Source organism: Pseudomonas sp. LBUM1661, from assembly GCF_059695925.1.
The window spans coordinates 286,018-302,693 of record NZ_CP166794.1 but is presented as its reverse complement, the minus strand read 5'-3'; the positions used below and the strand labels follow the sequence as shown (position 1 = coordinate 302,693).

General features: G+C 55.5%; 18 protein-coding genes and 1 tRNA gene. 16 read left to right on the top strand and 3 right to left on the bottom strand.

The genetic code is table 11. The features are described from left to right. Positions 1-4 precede the first annotated feature (4 nt). Positions 5-232 carry a hypothetical protein gene (locus tag ACA057_RS01460; protein ID WP_497345404.1) on the top strand — a complete coding sequence of 76 codons (228 nt, stop codon included), beginning with the start codon at positions 5-7 and terminating at the stop codon, positions 230-232. A gap of 276 nt (positions 233-508) precedes the next feature. Here the strand turns inward: ACA057_RS01460 and ACA057_RS01455 are convergent, their stop codons facing one another. After that, positions 509-988, bottom strand: a complete 480-nt coding sequence (locus ACA057_RS01455; RefSeq protein WP_497349774.1) for a DUF3761 domain-containing protein — start codon at positions 986-988, stop codon at positions 509-511. A gap of 1,074 nt (positions 989-2,062) precedes the next feature. Here ACA057_RS01455 and ACA057_RS01450 point away from each other — a divergent pair. From ACA057_RS01450 to ACA057_RS01435, 4 genes are all read left to right on the top strand, one after another. Next, a complete protein-coding gene (locus tag ACA057_RS01450; RefSeq protein ID WP_497345402.1) occupies positions 2,063-3,130 on the top strand; it encodes a hypothetical protein in 1,068 nt (355 codons plus the stop codon). Then, positions 3,127-3,531: a hypothetical protein gene (locus tag ACA057_RS01445; RefSeq protein WP_497345400.1), complete on the top strand. Its 405-nt coding sequence runs from the start codon at positions 3,127-3,129 to the stop codon at positions 3,529-3,531. Before ACA057_RS01450 ends, ACA057_RS01445 begins: the two co-directional genes overlap by 4 nt. Next, positions 3,528-4,151 (top strand): hypothetical protein, encoded by a 624-nt coding sequence (locus ACA057_RS01440; RefSeq protein WP_497345398.1) that lies wholly within the window; start codon positions 3,528-3,530, stop codon positions 4,149-4,151. The genes ACA057_RS01445 and ACA057_RS01440 overlap by 4 nt, the downstream gene beginning before the upstream one ends. A 650-nt stretch (positions 4,152-4,801) precedes the next feature. After that, entirely contained in the window at positions 4,802-5,593 is a 792-nt protein-coding gene (locus tag ACA057_RS01435; RefSeq protein ID WP_497345396.1) for a TSUP family transporter, read from the top strand. Positions 5,594-5,598: 5 nt separating this feature from the next. On the opposite strand, the gene ACA057_RS01430 is transcribed toward ACA057_RS01435, so the two are convergent. Beyond that, positions 5,599-6,048 (bottom strand): carboxypeptidase regulatory-like domain-containing protein, encoded by a 450-nt coding sequence (locus ACA057_RS01430; RefSeq protein WP_497345394.1) that lies wholly within the window; start codon positions 6,046-6,048, stop codon positions 5,599-5,601. Positions 6,049-6,308: 260 nt separating this feature from the next. Here ACA057_RS01430 and ACA057_RS01425 point away from each other — a divergent pair, with 260 nt between their 5' ends. The 4 genes from ACA057_RS01425 (at position 6,309) to ACA057_RS01410 (ending at position 9,325) form a co-directional block, all read left to right on the top strand. Continuing rightward, complete coding sequence (locus ACA057_RS01425) at positions 6,309-7,367, top strand: PDDEXK nuclease domain-containing protein (RefSeq protein ID WP_497349772.1); 1,059 nt, start codon at positions 6,309-6,311, stop codon at positions 7,365-7,367. A gap of 69 nt (positions 7,368-7,436) precedes the next feature. Then, positions 7,437-8,411: an alpha/beta hydrolase family protein gene (locus tag ACA057_RS01420; protein WP_497345392.1), complete on the top strand. Its 975-nt coding sequence runs from the start codon at positions 7,437-7,439 to the stop codon at positions 8,409-8,411. 38 nt (positions 8,412-8,449) lie between these two features. After that, positions 8,450-8,866, top strand: coding sequence for a hypothetical protein (locus tag ACA057_RS01415; RefSeq protein ID WP_497345390.1), 417 nt, complete (start codon positions 8,450-8,452; stop codon positions 8,864-8,866). Between the two features lie 6 nt (positions 8,867-8,872). After that, on the top strand, positions 8,873-9,325 hold the full coding sequence (locus ACA057_RS01410; protein WP_497345388.1) for a hypothetical protein: 453 nt from the start codon (positions 8,873-8,875) through the stop codon (positions 9,323-9,325). 107 nt (positions 9,326-9,432) lie between these two features. Here ACA057_RS01410 and gabP read toward each other — a convergent pair whose 3' ends face one another. Beyond that, a complete protein-coding gene (gabP, locus tag ACA057_RS01405; RefSeq protein ID WP_497345386.1) occupies positions 9,433-10,824 on the bottom strand; it encodes a GABA permease in 1,392 nt (463 codons plus the stop codon). Between the two features lie 562 nt (positions 10,825-11,386). On the opposite strand from gabP, the gene ACA057_RS01400 reads away from it, so the two are divergent. The 7 genes from ACA057_RS01400 to ACA057_RS01370 all read left to right on the top strand — a co-directional run bounded on the left by ACA057_RS01400 (position 11,387) and on the right by ACA057_RS01370 (position 16,629). Beyond that, positions 11,387-12,160: an ABC transporter ATP-binding protein gene (locus tag ACA057_RS01400; RefSeq protein ID WP_150735486.1), complete on the top strand. Its 774-nt coding sequence runs from the start codon at positions 11,387-11,389 to the stop codon at positions 12,158-12,160. A gap of 13 nt (positions 12,161-12,173) precedes the next feature. Further along, on the top strand, positions 12,174-12,920 hold the full coding sequence (locus ACA057_RS01395) for an ABC transporter substrate-binding protein (protein ID WP_497345384.1): 747 nt from the start codon (positions 12,174-12,176) through the stop codon (positions 12,918-12,920). 78 nt (positions 12,921-12,998) lie between these two features. Next, on the top strand, positions 12,999-13,694 hold the full coding sequence (locus tag ACA057_RS01390) for an ABC transporter permease (protein ID WP_497345382.1): 696 nt from the start codon (positions 12,999-13,001) through the stop codon (positions 13,692-13,694). Beyond that, on the top strand, positions 13,691-14,380 hold the full coding sequence (locus ACA057_RS01385; RefSeq protein ID WP_401356725.1) for an ABC transporter permease: 690 nt from the start codon (positions 13,691-13,693) through the stop codon (positions 14,378-14,380). The genes ACA057_RS01390 and ACA057_RS01385 overlap by 4 nt, the downstream gene beginning before the upstream one ends. Then, positions 14,361-15,590, top strand: coding sequence for a methyltransferase (locus ACA057_RS01380; RefSeq protein ID WP_497345379.1), 1,230 nt, complete (start codon positions 14,361-14,363; stop codon positions 15,588-15,590). Before ACA057_RS01385 ends, ACA057_RS01380 begins: the two co-directional genes overlap by 20 nt. A 333-nt stretch (positions 15,591-15,923) precedes the next feature. Beyond that, the gene (locus ACA057_RS01375; RefSeq protein WP_497345377.1) at positions 15,924-16,451 is read left to right on the top strand and encodes a serine acetyltransferase; all 528 of its coding nucleotides are present in this window, start codon (positions 15,924-15,926) and stop codon (positions 16,449-16,451) included. 102 nt (positions 16,452-16,553) lie between these two features. Continuing rightward, positions 16,554-16,629: transfer RNA gene (locus ACA057_RS01370), tRNA-Thr, on the top strand. The last annotated feature ends 47 nt before the right edge of the window (positions 16,630-16,676 follow it).

Sequence of the window (16,676 nt, the reverse complement as noted above, 5' to 3'; positions counted from 1 at the left end):
CAGAATGGCTGAACAGTACGCGGGACAAATCGTTGCGGTAGGGCCGGACAATCTGGATTACCAGATTCAGGTCTTTCAAGACGTGATCACAGAGCGATTACTTAGCGGCGAGGTGAGGCATACACCCGGATTGAAGCGTTACCAAATGCAAGGGGGCGGGGCTGTAAATCAACTATCTGAGACCGAATATCAGGTGGTCGCGACTGGCTTAAAGTTGACTGTTTACGCTTAAACAAAGCCGATTTGCGCAAGACTTCCATGGATGAGTTCTGCACACACGATCAGTGCGCAGTTCGCATCCGTGACTTGCGCTTCAAGTTAGCACCGCTCCAAGCAGCACGCAGGCAGCTCCCTGATTATCAAAAGCCATGTTTACAGGCGCTGGTTTCCACTGTGGTTTCCACGGTATTGCAGTGGTTTCAACTGGCAACCTCAGTTTTCGCAAACGATTAACGCGGAGACCTTCAGCACCGAAAACATCCAACCTTCCGCAGTGAGCAGGATGACGTCACTGGCAGAAATCAGGGTAATGAGCTTTGGTCCCCTTGCATCGAGGGAAACGTTTACACCCCCAAAATTTCCCACCGGCATTTTTTCCGACTCTTGCAGTCCGTAACGACATGCTTCCACCACAAATAGGGCATTTGACTTTGGAGGACTGCTTTGGCTGCCGCTCCCGCGGCAGGGGTGGCTGGATCGACTGTGGTGTCGCTGGCGGCTGGGCAATCTTGAGGATGGCGTCGGAATTGTTGGTGGCAGCGACGGTAGAAACTTCGTTAGTTTCTCGAGCCCTTGCTAACCATTTATCCCTCTTTGAGCTGTACGCAATCACTGCCCAGCAAGTTGCGCCTAGGCTAAGAAGTAGCTTTATCACGCCGAGTGTTCGATCAACCCCTCCATGGGACGAACATGCCCCTCGCCGACCTATTGATGGTGACGCCCACCCATCGCTACAAACCGCAGCTCCGAAGAGTATCGACAAGAGCATCATCGAAACTAGAAAAACGATTATTCCCACAAGCCAGGTCCGGTCCTTGGAATACAAAATCAGGTCCCTCATCAAGCATTATTGGTGTTGGGGCATACTCACCCGAACAAACTTTGCACGTTGATATCACATCGAATTTGAATGGTCATCAATAGCTGTTCCGACCGTGCCGGTCCTGAGTGGTGAAACCAACACACTGTGTAGATCCCAACATGCTGGCGCCGCCTCTTACTTTGACGGAATGTGAGACAGGCATGAGACGAAACGCGCGTCTGGTCGGCGTCTTAGGCTTTGTCCATGCGGCGGCCGTCAAACAAGCAGGCTTGGTCGTCTAAAACCCCTGACAGACCCCAGATGGATTCTGGACAGGCACTGGACGGTTGACTCGGTGGCAAGTTGGACGACTTCGCCTGGAAGCCACAGCCAGCGCGGACGGCGGCAGCTCGGATAGCAGGCAAGATAGCTACCACGTCCAGAAAACGGGCGAGCCTCACGACAGTGATCGTGGTGGGGTGGTACTCGGCCGGACATGGGAAACCCTTGACCAAGCCTTGACGATTTTTTTGACCGATTTATACGGACTTCTACTACGCCACCGCCGGCTGGCGCACTGAAAGCCAAGCAGGGCAACGCTTTGCGGGAATCCGAGCGGTTTGGCCAGCGCCGGCATCGTCAAAAATTCAGGAGTAGCCGTCAGGGTAACTGCTCGAGGACCGCAAGAACACAGGTCACCATCGTGGCTCCCAAGGGTTGAATAGCTGAACACGCAGCGTTTCAGCCAACATTACGATGTATGCTCCACTTGCTATTTTCCATTGCCGGCTTCTATGCAAGACTCGCGGCTCCTCCGGCGGCGCGGTTGTCCATGATATTTGACTGATGAGTCGCTGCGGGACGGTGATCGGATGCCATTGCCGGACGAGCCGATACCAGATAGTGGCAGAGCTCAAGGTGCCATGGTAAATAAAGCTGGCGGGGTGATTCCAAAAAGGATGCAGCTCTTACGCCCAAGACTAGCGAAGCAATTTTCGACTTGAATAAAAAAATGCACGTACAGGGAATCGGGGAGTATCAATGGACAGTCGCGGCCTAGCTTCATCACTGAAAACGCGAGCAAACATTTACCACACTCGCAAGGTCATGCAAGAGCATACCGAAAAAGTGGCGAGAGATTGGGATGGACTAGAAATCCAGATTGCTGATGAAGCAAAGAAAAACGCAAATCTAGCAGCAAGCCTTTCGGAATATCTACAATCCGAGCTGGAGAACAATTACAAAATTGTTGCACTCTACCAGTTGACGGACAAGTCTAAAAAATCATTTTTAGACTTGTACTCATCGGTGAAGACAACAGCGCGCAAGGACTATCCGATTGTACTGGAAGGTACTAAGCTTGCTGCGCTAAGCCAATATCTAACAGTTGCAAATTGCAGCCAAACTGCCGACTTCACCCGCATTGTATTAACAAGGCGCAGAACGTTTACATTGCGCCAAAAAATCGACAAAAAGAAACTTGGGAATATCGCAGAAAAAGCACTTACCGTTTACGATGATGTCTTTGGTGTTGCCGATTACCACTGGCAGACGTTCGACGTAATTTCCTTAAACCACAACACAGGTGTTCTAGAGTTTAGAGCTGATTACACCCGCGCGGCCAATAGTTATCAAAACTCCAAGCAGATTGATCTTTCACTTGCCGAGGCGCTTGGGTGGGTGGTATTTAATTGCGCACAGCTGAAGAAACCGTTTGATTCAGGTGGAGCGATAAACTTGTTTCCGGCAATCGCCCACTTTGCATTCACTGACGACGGTCACATAAGCAAGCTCCATTTCATGACACCTCAAGGATCAATTAAACAAGACACCATGAAAAAGGGAGAGGATTTACGAAACGAAGTTTTCCATAAAAAAGGACTTGAAGCAGTGGGAGGGCTAATCACTCCGTTCGATATATCCGTGATATGGCACGTTACGAATCAGTTCGGCCCAGGGCAAGAAATCGAGCTCACGATTCCCAGCAGCTTATCGGCTGCGAGCATGGGTAAATCTGCGAGCCAGACCTATGCTATACTTCGGTATTGCAGCACTTCAGATGATACAGAGTTGCTGATAGACAAACTTCTTGAGGCCGCCAAGCCATGAGTGTGAAGCCTGAAATTATTGCAAGCATACAAAAAGATCTTGCCTTATTCGGGCTTCAGAACTGCGCCCTTGCGCTAGTAAATTTTATTGCAAGCCAACCCGAAGGACAAAATTTTTACGTATCGCTGTCTGACTTATTAGAGAAGGCATCGAATTGTTCGGCCAAAGAAACCGAACAAGTAGTTAATTATTTTTCTTCTAGCTCCCCACCAATACTTAGCAGGACGTATTGCTTCGTTGATGCCGAACGGATATTTCACGAGCTCAATAACGAAGCACTAATAACATTTCAAGAAACGAAAAAGCTTTATCACCCCTCATCAGGAAAACTAGTTGACAGTGACGAAGTAAATATATTCCTACTCTATAAGACATGCGCTGACTTGGTGGTTTCTTCATGACTATCTTGGCACCGATCGATAACGTTACCGACTTGATAATTGCAGATGACTTCCTTGAGGGGAATATAACATCTTTCTTTATGATTAAGTCGTATGAATCATTTGTAGAGCTGACTGAAAAAGCCTTGCAGCGCGCAATAGATATGCTTTCAGCCAACCCACGATTTCTCCAGGTCTCTGAAGATGAGATCACAAACATGATATGCGTCGCGATGAAAATGGCGGGTATAACTATTGATCACGACACTATGGTTGGGGGCCATGCTGATTTGGTGGTGCAAAATATAAGATTCAAATGGGTAGCCGAAGCAAAAATCAAAGACGATAACTATCAGTATGGATGGCTGTGGGATGGGTTCATGCAGCTGACTGAACGGTATGCTACTAATACCGCAGGTTCAAACAAAGCAGGCTTTGTTGTTTACATCAAGCAACCGAATAGCAAGCGTGTGATGGAGCGTTGGCAAGCTCATATGAAGGAAGCCCAAGGGTACAATTTCACTTTTTCGGAATCTCACTATCCACAGTCTTTCCAGAGCTCCCATTTGCACACGCGGAATGGAGAACCGTGCGAGGTAACTCATTTCTCTCTGAGCGCTTATTTTGCCCCCGTGGTATAGGCCCCGAGGCGAGGTTGGGTGAAGTGTCGGCCGCACATTGCATACGGCTTATCTTTGCGGTGCCGGAGCTAAGTTCGCCGATCCAGATCTGACGAAACTCCTGATCGAAATCGGCCGCTGGATGAGGATGGGGTGATCCGCTCGTCGGTTACCAATCGATGACGGCTGAAAGTCGATTTGAGCAATGGAATGCTGTTTGAGATATAGGCAGATTTATAAAAGCGAGTAGATTTGTGAGTAGATTAAGTTAACCAAACTACTTAAACCCTTACAAAACAACCCCCAAAACAGAAAGTTCGATTCCGTCTCTGGCACCAAATACCGAAAACCCTGAATCGCAAGATTCAGGGTTTTTTTATGCCTGGGATTTGGTGAGGCGCGATTGCAGTCACTATCGAAGGGTTGGAGGAGGCTTCAATTCCTACTTCCTTTCGCCACGCCTGCAAGCGTCTGTAACGCTTTTTGGAGCTAAGTCCCGAGAGAGCGCCAGGCGATTGTGATCGGCCCTTCTTGGCAGTCTCTCAGGCCTGAGGGAACGCTCCGTATGCTTTAACGGAAATGGACGACATACGCTGATTATCGGATTGAGCAGACTCGGCGAAGGAACTGCCGCATACCGCAAGCAGAGATATACAGGGATGGGAAATGCGATGTCTTGGGATCTAATTGGCATGTTGGCGCTCGTCGCGTTTTGCGCCGGTTTTTTTGATGCGATTGCTGGCGGCGGTGGCTTGATTACCTTGCCTGCATTGTTTCTGGCGGGTGTAGATCCGATCAGTGCAATTGCAACGAACAAATTCCAGGCCGCTTCGGCAACTATTTCGGCCACTGTAACCTTTGCTCGCAAGGGAATGATCGAGTGGCGAGAAGGCCGCTTCCTGGTTACCTGCGGATTTATTGGCGGTGCCAGTGGCGCCTTGTTAGTTAGCTCTATTGATAAACGCTATCTGGAAGTTTGCGTGCCGATCATGCTGATTCTGGTGGCCATCTATTTTGCGCTCTCTCCAAAACTGGCCAATGAGGATCGACGCAAGCGAATCGGCATCCTGCTTTTTTCGTTTACCGTGGCGCCGATCCTGGGTTTTTACGACGGCATATTCGGCCCTGGTGTGGGTTCTTTTTTTATCGTCGCATTTGTACTGCTCTGCGGCCTGGGCATGATGCGGGCGATGAGCTTTACCAAACTTGCCAATGCCTCATGCAACCTGGGCTCTCTGGCGGTCTTCATTACCAAGGGTGTAATCATCTGGCCGATTGCCATAGCCATGGCTTTGGCGGCCTTCATCGGCGCTCAATTGGGTGCACGAGCCGCTGTTCGGGTCGGGCCCCGGTTGATTAAACCCATGTTGATCTTGGTCTGCTGCGCCTTGGCCATCAAGCTGCTGAGCGTAGAAACCAATCCCTTGCGCGTTGCGATCATCAATGGGTTGGCTTCGTTATGACGTAGCTATTCGTCACCCTTCCAGTTGAAAACCAGATTGCGAGGCGTACCGCTTCCGACATCCGTCGTGTCACGCCGCTCCTCTCCGTTACGTGTCGCGACAACGGTGTACTTGCCAGGTGGCAGCTGAACGTAAACCAGCGGGCCTGCCTGACTCAGTGTGAGTACGGTTTGCCCTTGGGCTTTTTGAACAACCACATCGACGTCGGGAATGAATTTGCCCTCCGCCCCGACTGAGAAAGTCATGTGCAGGTTGTAACCAGTGGTCTGCTGGATGGCCTTCGCCTCATCCTCGCCAATACCCCCAGACAAGTAAGTAATCCCGTTTTGCTCTTGTCGCTGGACTTGCACGCCTGAGTTATCGACCGGATCAAGGCTGGCCGCCTGCAACATGACGGGGAACATCAGCAGACCGACAGCAGCCAGAGGCAGCAAGAAGGCGTGGACGTGTTTCATGATGGGCACTCCCGGGTTCCGCAGAACCCAATCGTTACCCCGTTTAGATTTCTCGCTGAGCGCCCGCGTTTTAGATTGATTAGTACTTGAGCCCACTGCGAATTGGACTACGCACTGTATTCCTCAAATCTGCGCAGCCGTCGGCTTGCTCCTGCAAGCCTGTCCGGTATTTCCTGCCGATTGACCAGAGGCGCCCTGCATCCTCATCCAGCGCTCTTTTGCCATCCTCTTTCGCTGCCCCTCCAACTGCGGAAGACTTCATGAGCATCGTCAAACCCGACAACACCCCAGATCCACAACTGGCCTCACTGCTTGGCAATCTGGGCGAGCCGATCCGTCAGGCACGCCTGAAAGTGCTGCGAGCGGTCGATACCGCTCAGGTGCAAACTTGCTGGCAGATCGGGCGGCATATTGTCGAGTTTGAGCAGGAAGGTGCCCGGCGGGCGGTTTACGGGAAGCAGTTGCTGGCGACGTTGGCGAAGGTGCTGACAACAGAATTCGGCAAGGGGTTTGACGAGACCAACCTGCGGAAAATGCGCCTGTTTTATCAGGCGTTTCCAATTCGAGACGCACTGCGTCTCGAATTGAGCTGGACCCACTATCGCAGGCTGCTGCGGGTCGACAGTGACAAGGCACGCAACTGGTACATGGACGAAGCGGCCAACCAAAACTGGTCAAGCCGCGCCCTGGAGCGCCAGATCAACACCCTCTACTACGAGCGGCTGCTGTTGAGTCGGGACAAGTCTGCCGTCATGCAGGAAGCGACTACGAACATCCAAGCAATCAACGACAGTCCCAGGGAGTTCATCCGAGACCCCGTGATGCTGGAATTTCTCGGCCTTCCCAGCACAGGAATCGTTCTGGAAACCGAGCTGGAACAAGCCCTCATCGAGCAGCTTCAGGGCTTCCTGCTTGAGCTGGGCAAAGGTTTCGCGTTCATCGCCCGCCAGCAACGCATCAGCACCGAAGGCAGGGATTTCTACATTGATCTGGTGTTCTACAACTACCTGCTCAAATGCTTCGTCATCTTCGATCTCAAGCGCGGCGAACTGACCCATCAGGATGTCGGGCAGATGGACATGTATGTACGCATGTACGACGACCTCAAGCGCAGCGATGAAGACGGGCCGACCGTCGGCATCATTCTTTGCGCGCAAAAAAACGAGTCGGTAGTGCGCTACTCAGTGTTACAGGGCAACGAACAACTGTTCGCCAGCAAGTACAAGCTGGTGCTACCGAGCGAAGAGGAACTGCGCGCAGAACTGGATCGCGAACGAGCGGTACTTGAAGAGCGGCTCCTCGATCAGATCCCCCTGTAAACACGGATGGATTGTCCGCAAGCAGCGCGAAGACTATTGTTGGCAGCTACCCGCAAAGGTCAAAAACCGATGAATTTGCAGGACATGCCTTCTCTGGCGCCCACTCAAATCGAGTTACCGCTGCCAACCTCCACTGCCGGCGAACCGTTCAAGGAACCCGCCGCAGACGGCTACCTCCTGGGTGGCTTCAGCTGGCGGCATGAGCATCAGAACACCCACCGCCCGGTAGTGATCATCAACGCTGCCACCTCCGTCCGCTGCCGTCACTACTCGCGCTTCGCTGATTACCTGTTCGCCAACGGTTTTGACGTCATCACCTATGACTACCGCGGCATCGGCGAATCGCGACACGGTTCACTGAAAGGGCTTCACGCTTCATGGTCCGATTGGGGCGCGCTGGACTTTGAAGCGATGCTCAAGCGCGCTCAACGTGAATTCCCCGGTCAACCCATCGATGTCGTCGGCCACAGCTTTGGAGGCTGTGCAGCGGGCCTGGGAGCGTCCGGGCATTTAATTCGGCACATGGTGACGGTCGGCGCGCAATTCGCTTACTGGCGCGACTATGCGCCCGCCCACCGCTGGCGGATGTTTGGCAAGTGGCACGTGGTGATGCCCTTGGTGACGATGCTGTGTGGATACTTCCCGGGAAAACGCCTCGGCTGGCTGGAAGACACACCCGCCGGCGTCGTACGCGACTGGAGTACACCGACGTCTCGTTACGAGAAACGTCCCAGCGGGCACGCTATTCACACCAAAACCGGCAGCTTGCCCTTCGCCAACGTCACCGCGAAAACCCTGGCCATCAGCATCAACGACGATCCTTACGGCACGATTCCCGCCATCGAACGCCTGCTCGGCTACTTCACCGGCAGTCAAAATAGCCACCTGAGAATCGCCCCCGAAGACATTGGTGAAGAAGAAGTCGGACATTTCGCCTTTTTTCGTAGCCCATACCAAGCCACACTATGGCCCATTGCATTGTCCTGGCTGCAAAACGGCGAACTGGCCCCTGATACCCCTGGGCGGCTAGTGCCACGCAGTTGATCGACCTGCCCCTCTCAACGAAATACGGAACGACGCCCATGCCATCCGCGCACAAGCAGCAAAAACGCGCCACCCGCGCCAAAGCGAAGGCCAAGCAAAACCGCACCCAACGCGCCGCCGCGCCGGTCGAACTGGACCCGAACGACGATCGAATCGACTTTGAATCGGTGGACCTGACTGAACTGTTCAAAGAAATGATCGACGCGCAAAAGATCAGCCAACAAGCCATGTGCATGGCCTTTCTCGAACACCCGCTGCTCGCTCTGGTCCTGGAGCAGGAGGGCGAAGAAACCGCGACAGACTTCATCCTCGCGGCGCTGATCGAATACCGTCAATGGTCCGCCGAGGTCGACGAAGCCGCCGCCCTGGCGTGGATCGAATCGCCAGCCTTCCAGGCTGATTATGTGGCGGCGTCCGACGCCATCGCAGCCCAAACCCAACAGAAACCGAACTGAGTTCCCATGGCCTCCCTGAACAAGCAACAGAAACGCGCCAAACGCGCCAAGATCAAAGCCAAGCAAATCAATATCCACGGCAGAAAACCCGCCGCGCTGGACGATGACTTGGGCGACATCGGCGAGCCGATCCCGGAATACACCCTGGCGATGTTCAGCAAAATGCGCGATGCCGAAGCCATCGGCCGCAACGACATGCTGCTGACGCTGCTGTCGAACCTTGCCGAGATCATCAGCGACCATCCAGAACTGCTGGACATGGAAAACGCCGACAACGAAGCCATGGCCGCCACTCACCTGGCCGCCGACATGCTGATCGATTACCGCATGTGGGCCGACGGCATGGACCGCGACACCGCTCAAGCGTGGCTGACCGATCCGCAATTCATCACCGACTTCGGCAGTGCGCTGGACAGCTACAGCCAGTCGCTGGATGCGCCGGAAGAAAAGGCCGAGTAAACCCTGTTAGCCGTAACGCGATCTCTGTAGGTTTGCGTTACCAGTACGAAACAAAAACGGCCGCTTGTCATCACTGACAGCGGCCGTTTTGCGTCACGCAGTACGAATCAGTTCAGCACGACCGCGCCAACCTTCTGCAGCTTGCGACGGCGGGCCACGAACAATCCGGTAGCCACCACGCACAAGCTCAGCAGACCGGTCGCGAGGATTTCCACGCGGTGGGCGTCCTGGAACAGCATGATGGTCAGGGCCGAGACGATAAAGATGATGACCGCGTAGGTCAGGCCCGGGAACAGCCACATGCTGAAGACGATTTTCTCGCCGCGCGCCATGCGTTGCTTACGCATGCGCAATTGCGAAATCGCGATCACCAGGTACACCAGCAATGCAATAGCGCCGGAGCTCGCCAGCAGGAACTCGAACACGGCGGCCGGGGCCACGTAGTTGGCGAAGGTTGCCAGGAAGGCTGCGCCAGTGGACAACATCACCGCCCAGTAAGGCGTGCCACTTTTGTTGGTGCGCGTGGACACGGCCGGCGCATCGCCGCGCTTGCCCAGGGAAAACATCATACGCGACGAGGTGTAGAGCGCCGAGTTCAGGCAGCTGGTCACAGCGACCAATACCACAATGTCGACGATCATCTTGGCGTTCGGGATACCCATGCGCTCAAGCACGGTCTGGTAGGAGCCAAGGCTGGCCAGAACCGGGTCGTTCCATGGCACCAAGGCCACAACGATGAAGATCGAGACGAGGTAGAACAAACCAATCCGCCAGATCACCGAGTTGGTGGCTTTGGAGATTTGTTTGCCGGGGTTTTTCGATTCCGCGGCCGCGATGGTCACGATCTCGGTCCCCATGAAGGAGAACATGGTCGTCAGGATCGCGCCCAGTACGGCGCCCATGCCGTTTGGCAGGAAGCCCTGGGTATCGAACAGGTGCGAAACGCCGCTGACCTGGCTGTTCGGCAAGAAACCAAAGATCGCCGCCACACCGAGAATGATGAAACCGATGATCGCCAGAACCTTGATCAGGGCGAACCAGAATTCGAACTCACCGTAGTTCTTCACGCTGAACAGGTTGGTCACTGTCAGCAGCATCGTGATGACCAGAGCGAAGGCCCAGATATCTACGCCAGGGAACCAGGCATGCAGGATCGTTGCGGCAGCGTTAGCTTCCAGCGGGATGACCAGCACCCAGAACCACCAGTACAACCAGCCGATAGTGAAGCCGGCCCAGTGACCGATCGCGCGGTCGGCGTACGTCGAGAAGGAGCCTGTGTCCGGCGACGCGATGGCCATTTCGCCGAGCATGCGCATCACCAACACCACCAGCATACCGGCGGCGGCATAGGCCAACAGTACAGCCGGGCCCGCTGCAGCGATGGCGTGACCCGAGCCGACGAACAGGCCGGCACCGATAACCCCGGCAATCGACAGCATGGTCACGTGACGCGGTTTGAGCCCCTGTTCGAGGCCATTGGAGCTTTGGGTACTGCTCATTGAAACTACCTTTGTAAGGAAAAGCGATGACGTCCACCCGGCCTGGCGTTCCTTCTCGTAAAAAGAAACCAACGGGGCGTTCCGGATTCTGCACGCAATAATTGCGCCAAAATGTTACAAAACCTTCCGCCTCGGGGCTTTCCTCCTGACCGGACAGTCATCGCAAGTCATTGAGATTAATGGCAATTCGCCAGAGCGTTACCCAGCGACCCACTTTTAGAACGACACAGCGCACCAGAAACACACCCAAAAAACCCTGGACGCACAATAAAAGTGCGGTTCAGGAACGTTTGGCCGGATAGCGCTTCCAACACCCCGCCAAAGCTGGCAACATCGCGCCCTTTTTTGGAACAGCCCCGCGCTTTTTATCGACTGCCCGGGTTCAAACGGCTGTTCGGTTGATAGCAGCGCGACAGTCTGCTGTACCGATGCGACAACCGGCCATACGCCACCCGTTTACCGCCCGTAGCGCTGTTGGCTGCCATTCAGACGCTATGCTAGCTTGGCCGCCTCGCCAGGAAGGCCAACCAACAGCAGGAGCGAAACACTATGAGGAACGCACATGGCTGAGGCCACGCCCGCGCTTGAAATCCGCAACTTGCACAAACGCTACGGTTCGCTTGAGGTGCTCAAAGGCATCTCGCTGACCGCCCGCGACGGCGATGTGATCTCGATCCTGGGTTCCTCCGGTTCCGGCAAGTCCACGTTCCTGCGTTGCATCAACCTGTTGGAAAACCCGCACCAGGGGCAAATCCTGGTGGCCGGCGAAGAACTCAAACTCAAAGCCGCGAAGAACGGCGAACTGGTCGCTGCCGATAGCAAGCAGATCAATCGCCTGCGCAGCGAGATCGGTTTTGTGTTTCAAAACTTTAATCTGTGGCCGCACATGAGCGTGCTCGACAACATCATCGAAGCCCCGCGCCGTGTGCTCGGCCAAAGCAAAGCCGAAGCCATCGAAGTCGCCGAAGCCTTGCTGGCCAAGGTCGGCATCGCCGACAAGCGCCACGCCTACCCCGCGCAACTCTCCGGCGGTCAGCAACAACGCGCGGCCATCGCCCGCACGCTGGCGATGCAGCCCAAGGTGATCCTGTTCGACGAACCCACCTCCGCCCTTGACCCGGAAATGGTCCAGGAAGTACTTAATGTCATCCGCGCACTGGCCGAAGAAGGCCGCACCATGCTGCTGGTCACCCATGAAATGGGTTTCGCCCGTCAGGTTTCCAGCGAAGTGGTGTTCCTCCACCAGGGCCTGGTAGAAGAGCAAGGATCGCCACAGCAGGTGTTCGAAAACCCGCTTTCGGCGCGCTGCAAACAATTCATGTCCAGCAACCGCTAACGGAGCTACCCGCATGCAGAACTACAAAAAAATCTTCCTGGCTGCCGCCGTCACCCTGGCGTTCAGCGCCGGTGCCGCCGCCGAGACCTTGAAGATGGGCATCGAAGCGGCCTACCCGCCGTTCAACAACAAAGATGCCAGTGGCAATGTCGTCGGCTTCGACAAGGAAGTCGGCGACGCCCTGTGCGCCAAGATGAAAGTCGAATGCACCGTGGTCACGTCCGACTGGGACGGCATCATCCCGGCCCTGAACGCCAAGAAGTTCGATTTCCTGATCTCCTCGATGTCGATCACCGACGAGCGCAAGCAAGCGGTGGACTTCACCGACCCGTACTACTCCAACAAACTGCAATTCATCGCCAAGAAAGACGTCGACTTCAAAACCGACAAGGCTTCCCTGCAAGGCAAAGTGATCGGCGCACAACGTGCGACCCTCGCCGGCACTTGGCTGGAAGACAATATGGAAGGCGTTGAAGTCAAACTCTACGACACCCAGGAAAACGCTTACCTTGACCTGACCTCCGGTCGTCTGGACGGCATCCTGGCGGACAAATACGTCAACTACGAGTGGCTGAAAAGCGACGCTGGCCGTTCTTATGAATTCAAAGGCGACCCGGTGGAAGAAAGCGACAAGATCGGTATCGCTGTGCGTAAAGGCGATGAGATTCGTACGAAGCTGAACGCCGCACTGAAAGAAATCGTCGCTGACGGCACCTACAAGAAGATCAACGACAAGTACTTCCCGTTCAGCATCTATTGATCCTGACCTGCCGGACCGGCGCCACGCTCTGATGGCGCCAGTCCCTGGCATTGCCTGCCGCGATTTGAAAAGAAAGCCATGACTATCGATCTCTACGGATTCGGCCCGGCGCTCGCCGCTGGCGCGCTGATGACTGTAAAACTGGCACTCTCGGCCTTGTGCGTGGGGCTGGTGCTCGGTCTGCTCGGCGCCTTGGCCAAGACGTCCCCGTACAAGCCGCTGCAATGGCTTGGCGGCACTTACTCGACACTGGTCCGTGGCATCCCGGAATTGCTCTGGGTGCTGTTGATCTACTTCGGCACGGTCAACCTGATGCGTGCCTTGGGCGAATTCTTCGGCAACCCCGACCTTGAATTGAACGCCTTTGCCGCTGGTGTGATTGCGCTGGGATTGTGCTTCGGCGCCTACGCCACGGAAGTTTTTCGTGGCGCGATCCTGGCGATTCCCAAAGGTCACCGTGAAGCTGGCGTGGCGCTGGGCCTGTCGAAATTTCGCATCTTCACCCGACTGATCATGCCGCAGATGTGGCGCATCGCCCTGCCGGGCCTGGGCAACCTGTTCATGATCCTGATGAAAGACACCGCGCTGGTGTCAGTCATTGGCCTGGAAGAAATCATGCGTCACGCGCAAATCGGCGTGACCGTGTCCAAGCAGCCGTTCACCTTCTATATGGTGGCCGCCTTCATGTATCTGGGCCTGACGATTCTCGCCATGACCGGCATGCACTTTATGGAAAAACGCGCCGCTCGCGGCTTCGCGAGGAGCACCCAATGAACTGGGAAGTCATCATCAAGTGGCTGCCGAAACTGGCCCAAGGCGCGACGCTGACCCTGGAACTGGTGGCCATTGCCGTGATCGCCGGGTTGTTGCTGGCGATCCCACTGGGCATCGCGCGTTCGTCACGGCTCTGGTACGTGCGGGCCATTCCCTACGGCTACATCTTCTTTTTCCGTGGCACGCCGTTGCTGGTTCAGTTGTTCCTGGTCTACTACGGCCTGGCGCAGTTCGATGCGATCCGTAACAGCTCGATGTGGCCGTACCTGCGCAATCCGTTCTGGTGTGCCACCGCAACCATGACCTTGCACACGGCGGCGTACATCGCCGAGATCCTGCGCGGCGCGATCCAGGCGATTCCACCGGGCGAGATTGAAGCCGCACGGGCGCTGGGTATGTCCCGGGCCAAGGCGCTGTTCTACATCATCCTGCCCCGTGCGGCGCGCATCGGCCTGCCGGCCTACAGCAACGAAGTGATTCTGATGCTCAAGGCCAGTGCCCTGGCCAGCACCGTGACCCTGCTGGAATTGACCGGCATGGCTCGGACCATCATTGCCCGGACGTACTTGCCCGTGGAGATCTTCTTCGCGGCGGGCATGTTCTATCTGTTGATGGCCTACGTGCTGGTTCGAGGCTTCAAGCTGCTGGAGCGCTGGCTGCGCGTCGATGCCTGCCAAGGGCGTTGATTCCCACGTGTTGACGGGCGAGGCCCTACTCGCCCGCTTCACGGCGCTGGATGCTTTTCTGACAACGCACCAGGCGCTGTGGAAACCTCGACCGTTTACTCATCTGCAGCTGCCTTGGGAAACGTCCTACCCGGAGTTAGCGTTATGGCTACGCGGGCGGTCATTGGAAGAGGCGGAGCATGCGCACAACCACCCTGCTCTTTTGGAAGCGCCGGAGCCGTTTGCTTCATGGGCGGCGTTATCGCTTGAGCTGAGTGCCGTGGGCGAATTGCCGGCTCATACGCTTGAAGCAGCCGGGCATCGATTGAACGTCGATGTGCCGGGGCGCAAGTGGCAGCAGATCGAAGCCTTCGCCAGTCGGCTGACATTTTCTGATGCGCCGACGCATTGGCTGGATTGGTGTTCGGGCAAAGGTCATTTGGGTAGACGCCTGCTGCAACCGGAGCAGCAACTGACCTGTCTGGAACACGACCCGGCGCTGGTCGCCAGTGGCCAGGCGCTCAGCCAACGCCACCAACTGCGTGCACTGCACGTCGAGCAAGATGTACTCGCGCTCGGTGCCGCCTCCTTATTGAACGCCAACCACACGCCGGTCGCACTGCACGCCTGCGGTGATCTGCATGTGCGCCTGATCCAGCTCGCCAGTGCAGCAGGCTGTAAACAGTTGGCCATCGCGCCGTGCTGCTACAACCGGATCAGTCTGACCGAGTATCAGCCGATGTCCTCTTCGGCCAAGCGCTCCAGCCTACAGCTGTCCCTCGACGATCTCGCGCTACCGATGAGCGAAACCGTCACCGCCGGCGCCCGCGTCCGACGTCAACGCGACACCTCCATGGCCCGCCGCCTGGCGTTCGACCTGCTGCAACGGCAACTGCGCGGCGTTGACGAATACCTGCCCACCCCGTCCCTGCCCAGCGCCTGGCTCGACACATCCTTCGCCGATTACTGCCACCATTTGGCCGCACTGAAAGAGTTATCCACAATTGGCGCGCAAGACTGGCCAGCGGTCGAAGCCGCCGGTTGGCGGCGATTGGCTCAAGTGCGCAATCTGGAGCTGCTACGGGGACTTTTCCGACGCCCGCTGGAGCTTTGGCTGACCCTTGATCGGGCACTTTTTCTTTACGAGCAAGGCTACGCCATTCGCCTCGGAACCTTCTGCGAAACCCCGCTGACCCCGCGTAATTTCCTGCTGCTGGCAGAACGCGCTTAAACAGCCTCAGCCTGTGGATAACTCTGTTGATGAAATTTTCATGGATCCAATATACATGCCTGTTTCGGGCCTGAAACACTACTGTTCAATTTTCGTACACATGCAGAAAAAACCCGAAAAACAGGCATTTGCGAGCAAACGAGAACGGATCCACATTTTCGGTTTTAAAGACGTGCGTCGCACAGGCCGTTGTGCATAAGCATTCAGCCAAAAGGACATAACGGCCTAAACCGGGACGGTATGGGCGAAAATACGCGTCGTATTCAACGCGAAGGCCAGCCGCTACAATCCGCGCTTCCAAGCGTCGTTTGATTCACCCGGGGGGGCCACGTTTTGAATCTCGACACCTTGATCGTGCATTGGCAGTCAGAAGTCTCGAACAAGAAAAAACGTGGCAGCCGCATAGGACTCATCAGCAACATCCTCAAGCGAACCCGGAAAAACAACACACTCCGGTACTTGTTCATGTACCGACTGGCTCAGTACCTGTATTCCGGAAACGCTTTTGCGCGTAGCTATGCCAAGCGCATGGAACGAAAGCTCAACCTCAAATACGGCGTCGACATCAGCATCGACGCCCAGATCGGGCCTGGCTTGCGAATCGGCCACCTACCCGGCGTGGTCATCACGGGAAGCGTTAAAATCGGTCGGAATTTTTTCATCCGTCAAAACACGACGATCGGCATCAAGACCCTGGGGCTGGACAACTACGACCTGGTCATCGGGGACAACGTCAGCGTGGGCGCCAACAGCTGCATCATCGCCGACACCCTGTCCATCGGGGACAACGTCACGATCGGGGCCATGTCATTCGTCAACAAAGACATCCCCGAAGGCGCGACGTTTTACAACGCACGCTAACCGCAACACCCGCAAAAAAACCGCAGCAGACGCCTGCGCAAAAATAGTCTGAATTCAGGGGTTTACAGAACCAATCCAATCGCTATAATCGTCGCCCAACACGCCGGTATAGCTCAGTTGGTAGAGCAACTGACTTGTAATCAGTAGGTCCCGGGTTCGACTCCTGGTGCCGGCACCATACAAGGTTCCAGAGAAGGCTTTCAAAATCTCTGGAACCCCCGAAAA

Coding starts and splice junctions, on each gene's coding strand:
- ACA057_RS01460 (WP_497345404.1), top strand. CDS start 5: ATGGCTGAACAGTACGCGGGACAAATCGTTGCGGTAGGGCCGGACAAT.
- ACA057_RS01455 (WP_497349774.1), bottom strand. CDS start 988: ATGCTCTTGTCGATACTCTTCGGAGCTGCGGTTTGTAGCGATGGGTGG.
- ACA057_RS01450 (WP_497345402.1), top strand. CDS start 2,063: ATGGACAGTCGCGGCCTAGCTTCATCACTGAAAACGCGAGCAAACATT.
- ACA057_RS01445 (WP_497345400.1), top strand. CDS start 3,127: ATGAGTGTGAAGCCTGAAATTATTGCAAGCATACAAAAAGATCTTGCC.
- ACA057_RS01440 (WP_497345398.1), top strand. CDS start 3,528: ATGACTATCTTGGCACCGATCGATAACGTTACCGACTTGATAATTGCA.
- ACA057_RS01435 (WP_497345396.1), top strand. CDS start 4,802: ATGTCTTGGGATCTAATTGGCATGTTGGCGCTCGTCGCGTTTTGCGCC.
- ACA057_RS01430 (WP_497345394.1), bottom strand. CDS start 6,048: ATGAAACACGTCCACGCCTTCTTGCTGCCTCTGGCTGCTGTCGGTCTG.
- ACA057_RS01425 (WP_497349772.1), top strand. CDS start 6,309: ATGAGCATCGTCAAACCCGACAACACCCCAGATCCACAACTGGCCTCA.
- ACA057_RS01420 (WP_497345392.1), top strand. CDS start 7,437: ATGAATTTGCAGGACATGCCTTCTCTGGCGCCCACTCAAATCGAGTTA.
- ACA057_RS01415 (WP_497345390.1), top strand. CDS start 8,450: ATGCCATCCGCGCACAAGCAGCAAAAACGCGCCACCCGCGCCAAAGCG.
- ACA057_RS01410 (WP_497345388.1), top strand. CDS start 8,873: ATGGCCTCCCTGAACAAGCAACAGAAACGCGCCAAACGCGCCAAGATC.
- gabP (WP_497345386.1), bottom strand. CDS start 10,824: ATGAGCAGTACCCAAAGCTCCAATGGCCTCGAACAGGGGCTCAAACCG.
- ACA057_RS01400 (WP_150735486.1), top strand. CDS start 11,387: ATGGCTGAGGCCACGCCCGCGCTTGAAATCCGCAACTTGCACAAACGC.
- ACA057_RS01395 (WP_497345384.1), top strand. CDS start 12,174: ATGCAGAACTACAAAAAAATCTTCCTGGCTGCCGCCGTCACCCTGGCG.
- ACA057_RS01390 (WP_497345382.1), top strand. CDS start 12,999: ATGACTATCGATCTCTACGGATTCGGCCCGGCGCTCGCCGCTGGCGCG.
- ACA057_RS01385 (WP_401356725.1), top strand. CDS start 13,691: ATGAACTGGGAAGTCATCATCAAGTGGCTGCCGAAACTGGCCCAAGGC.
- ACA057_RS01380 (WP_497345379.1), top strand. CDS start 14,361: ATGCCTGCCAAGGGCGTTGATTCCCACGTGTTGACGGGCGAGGCCCTA.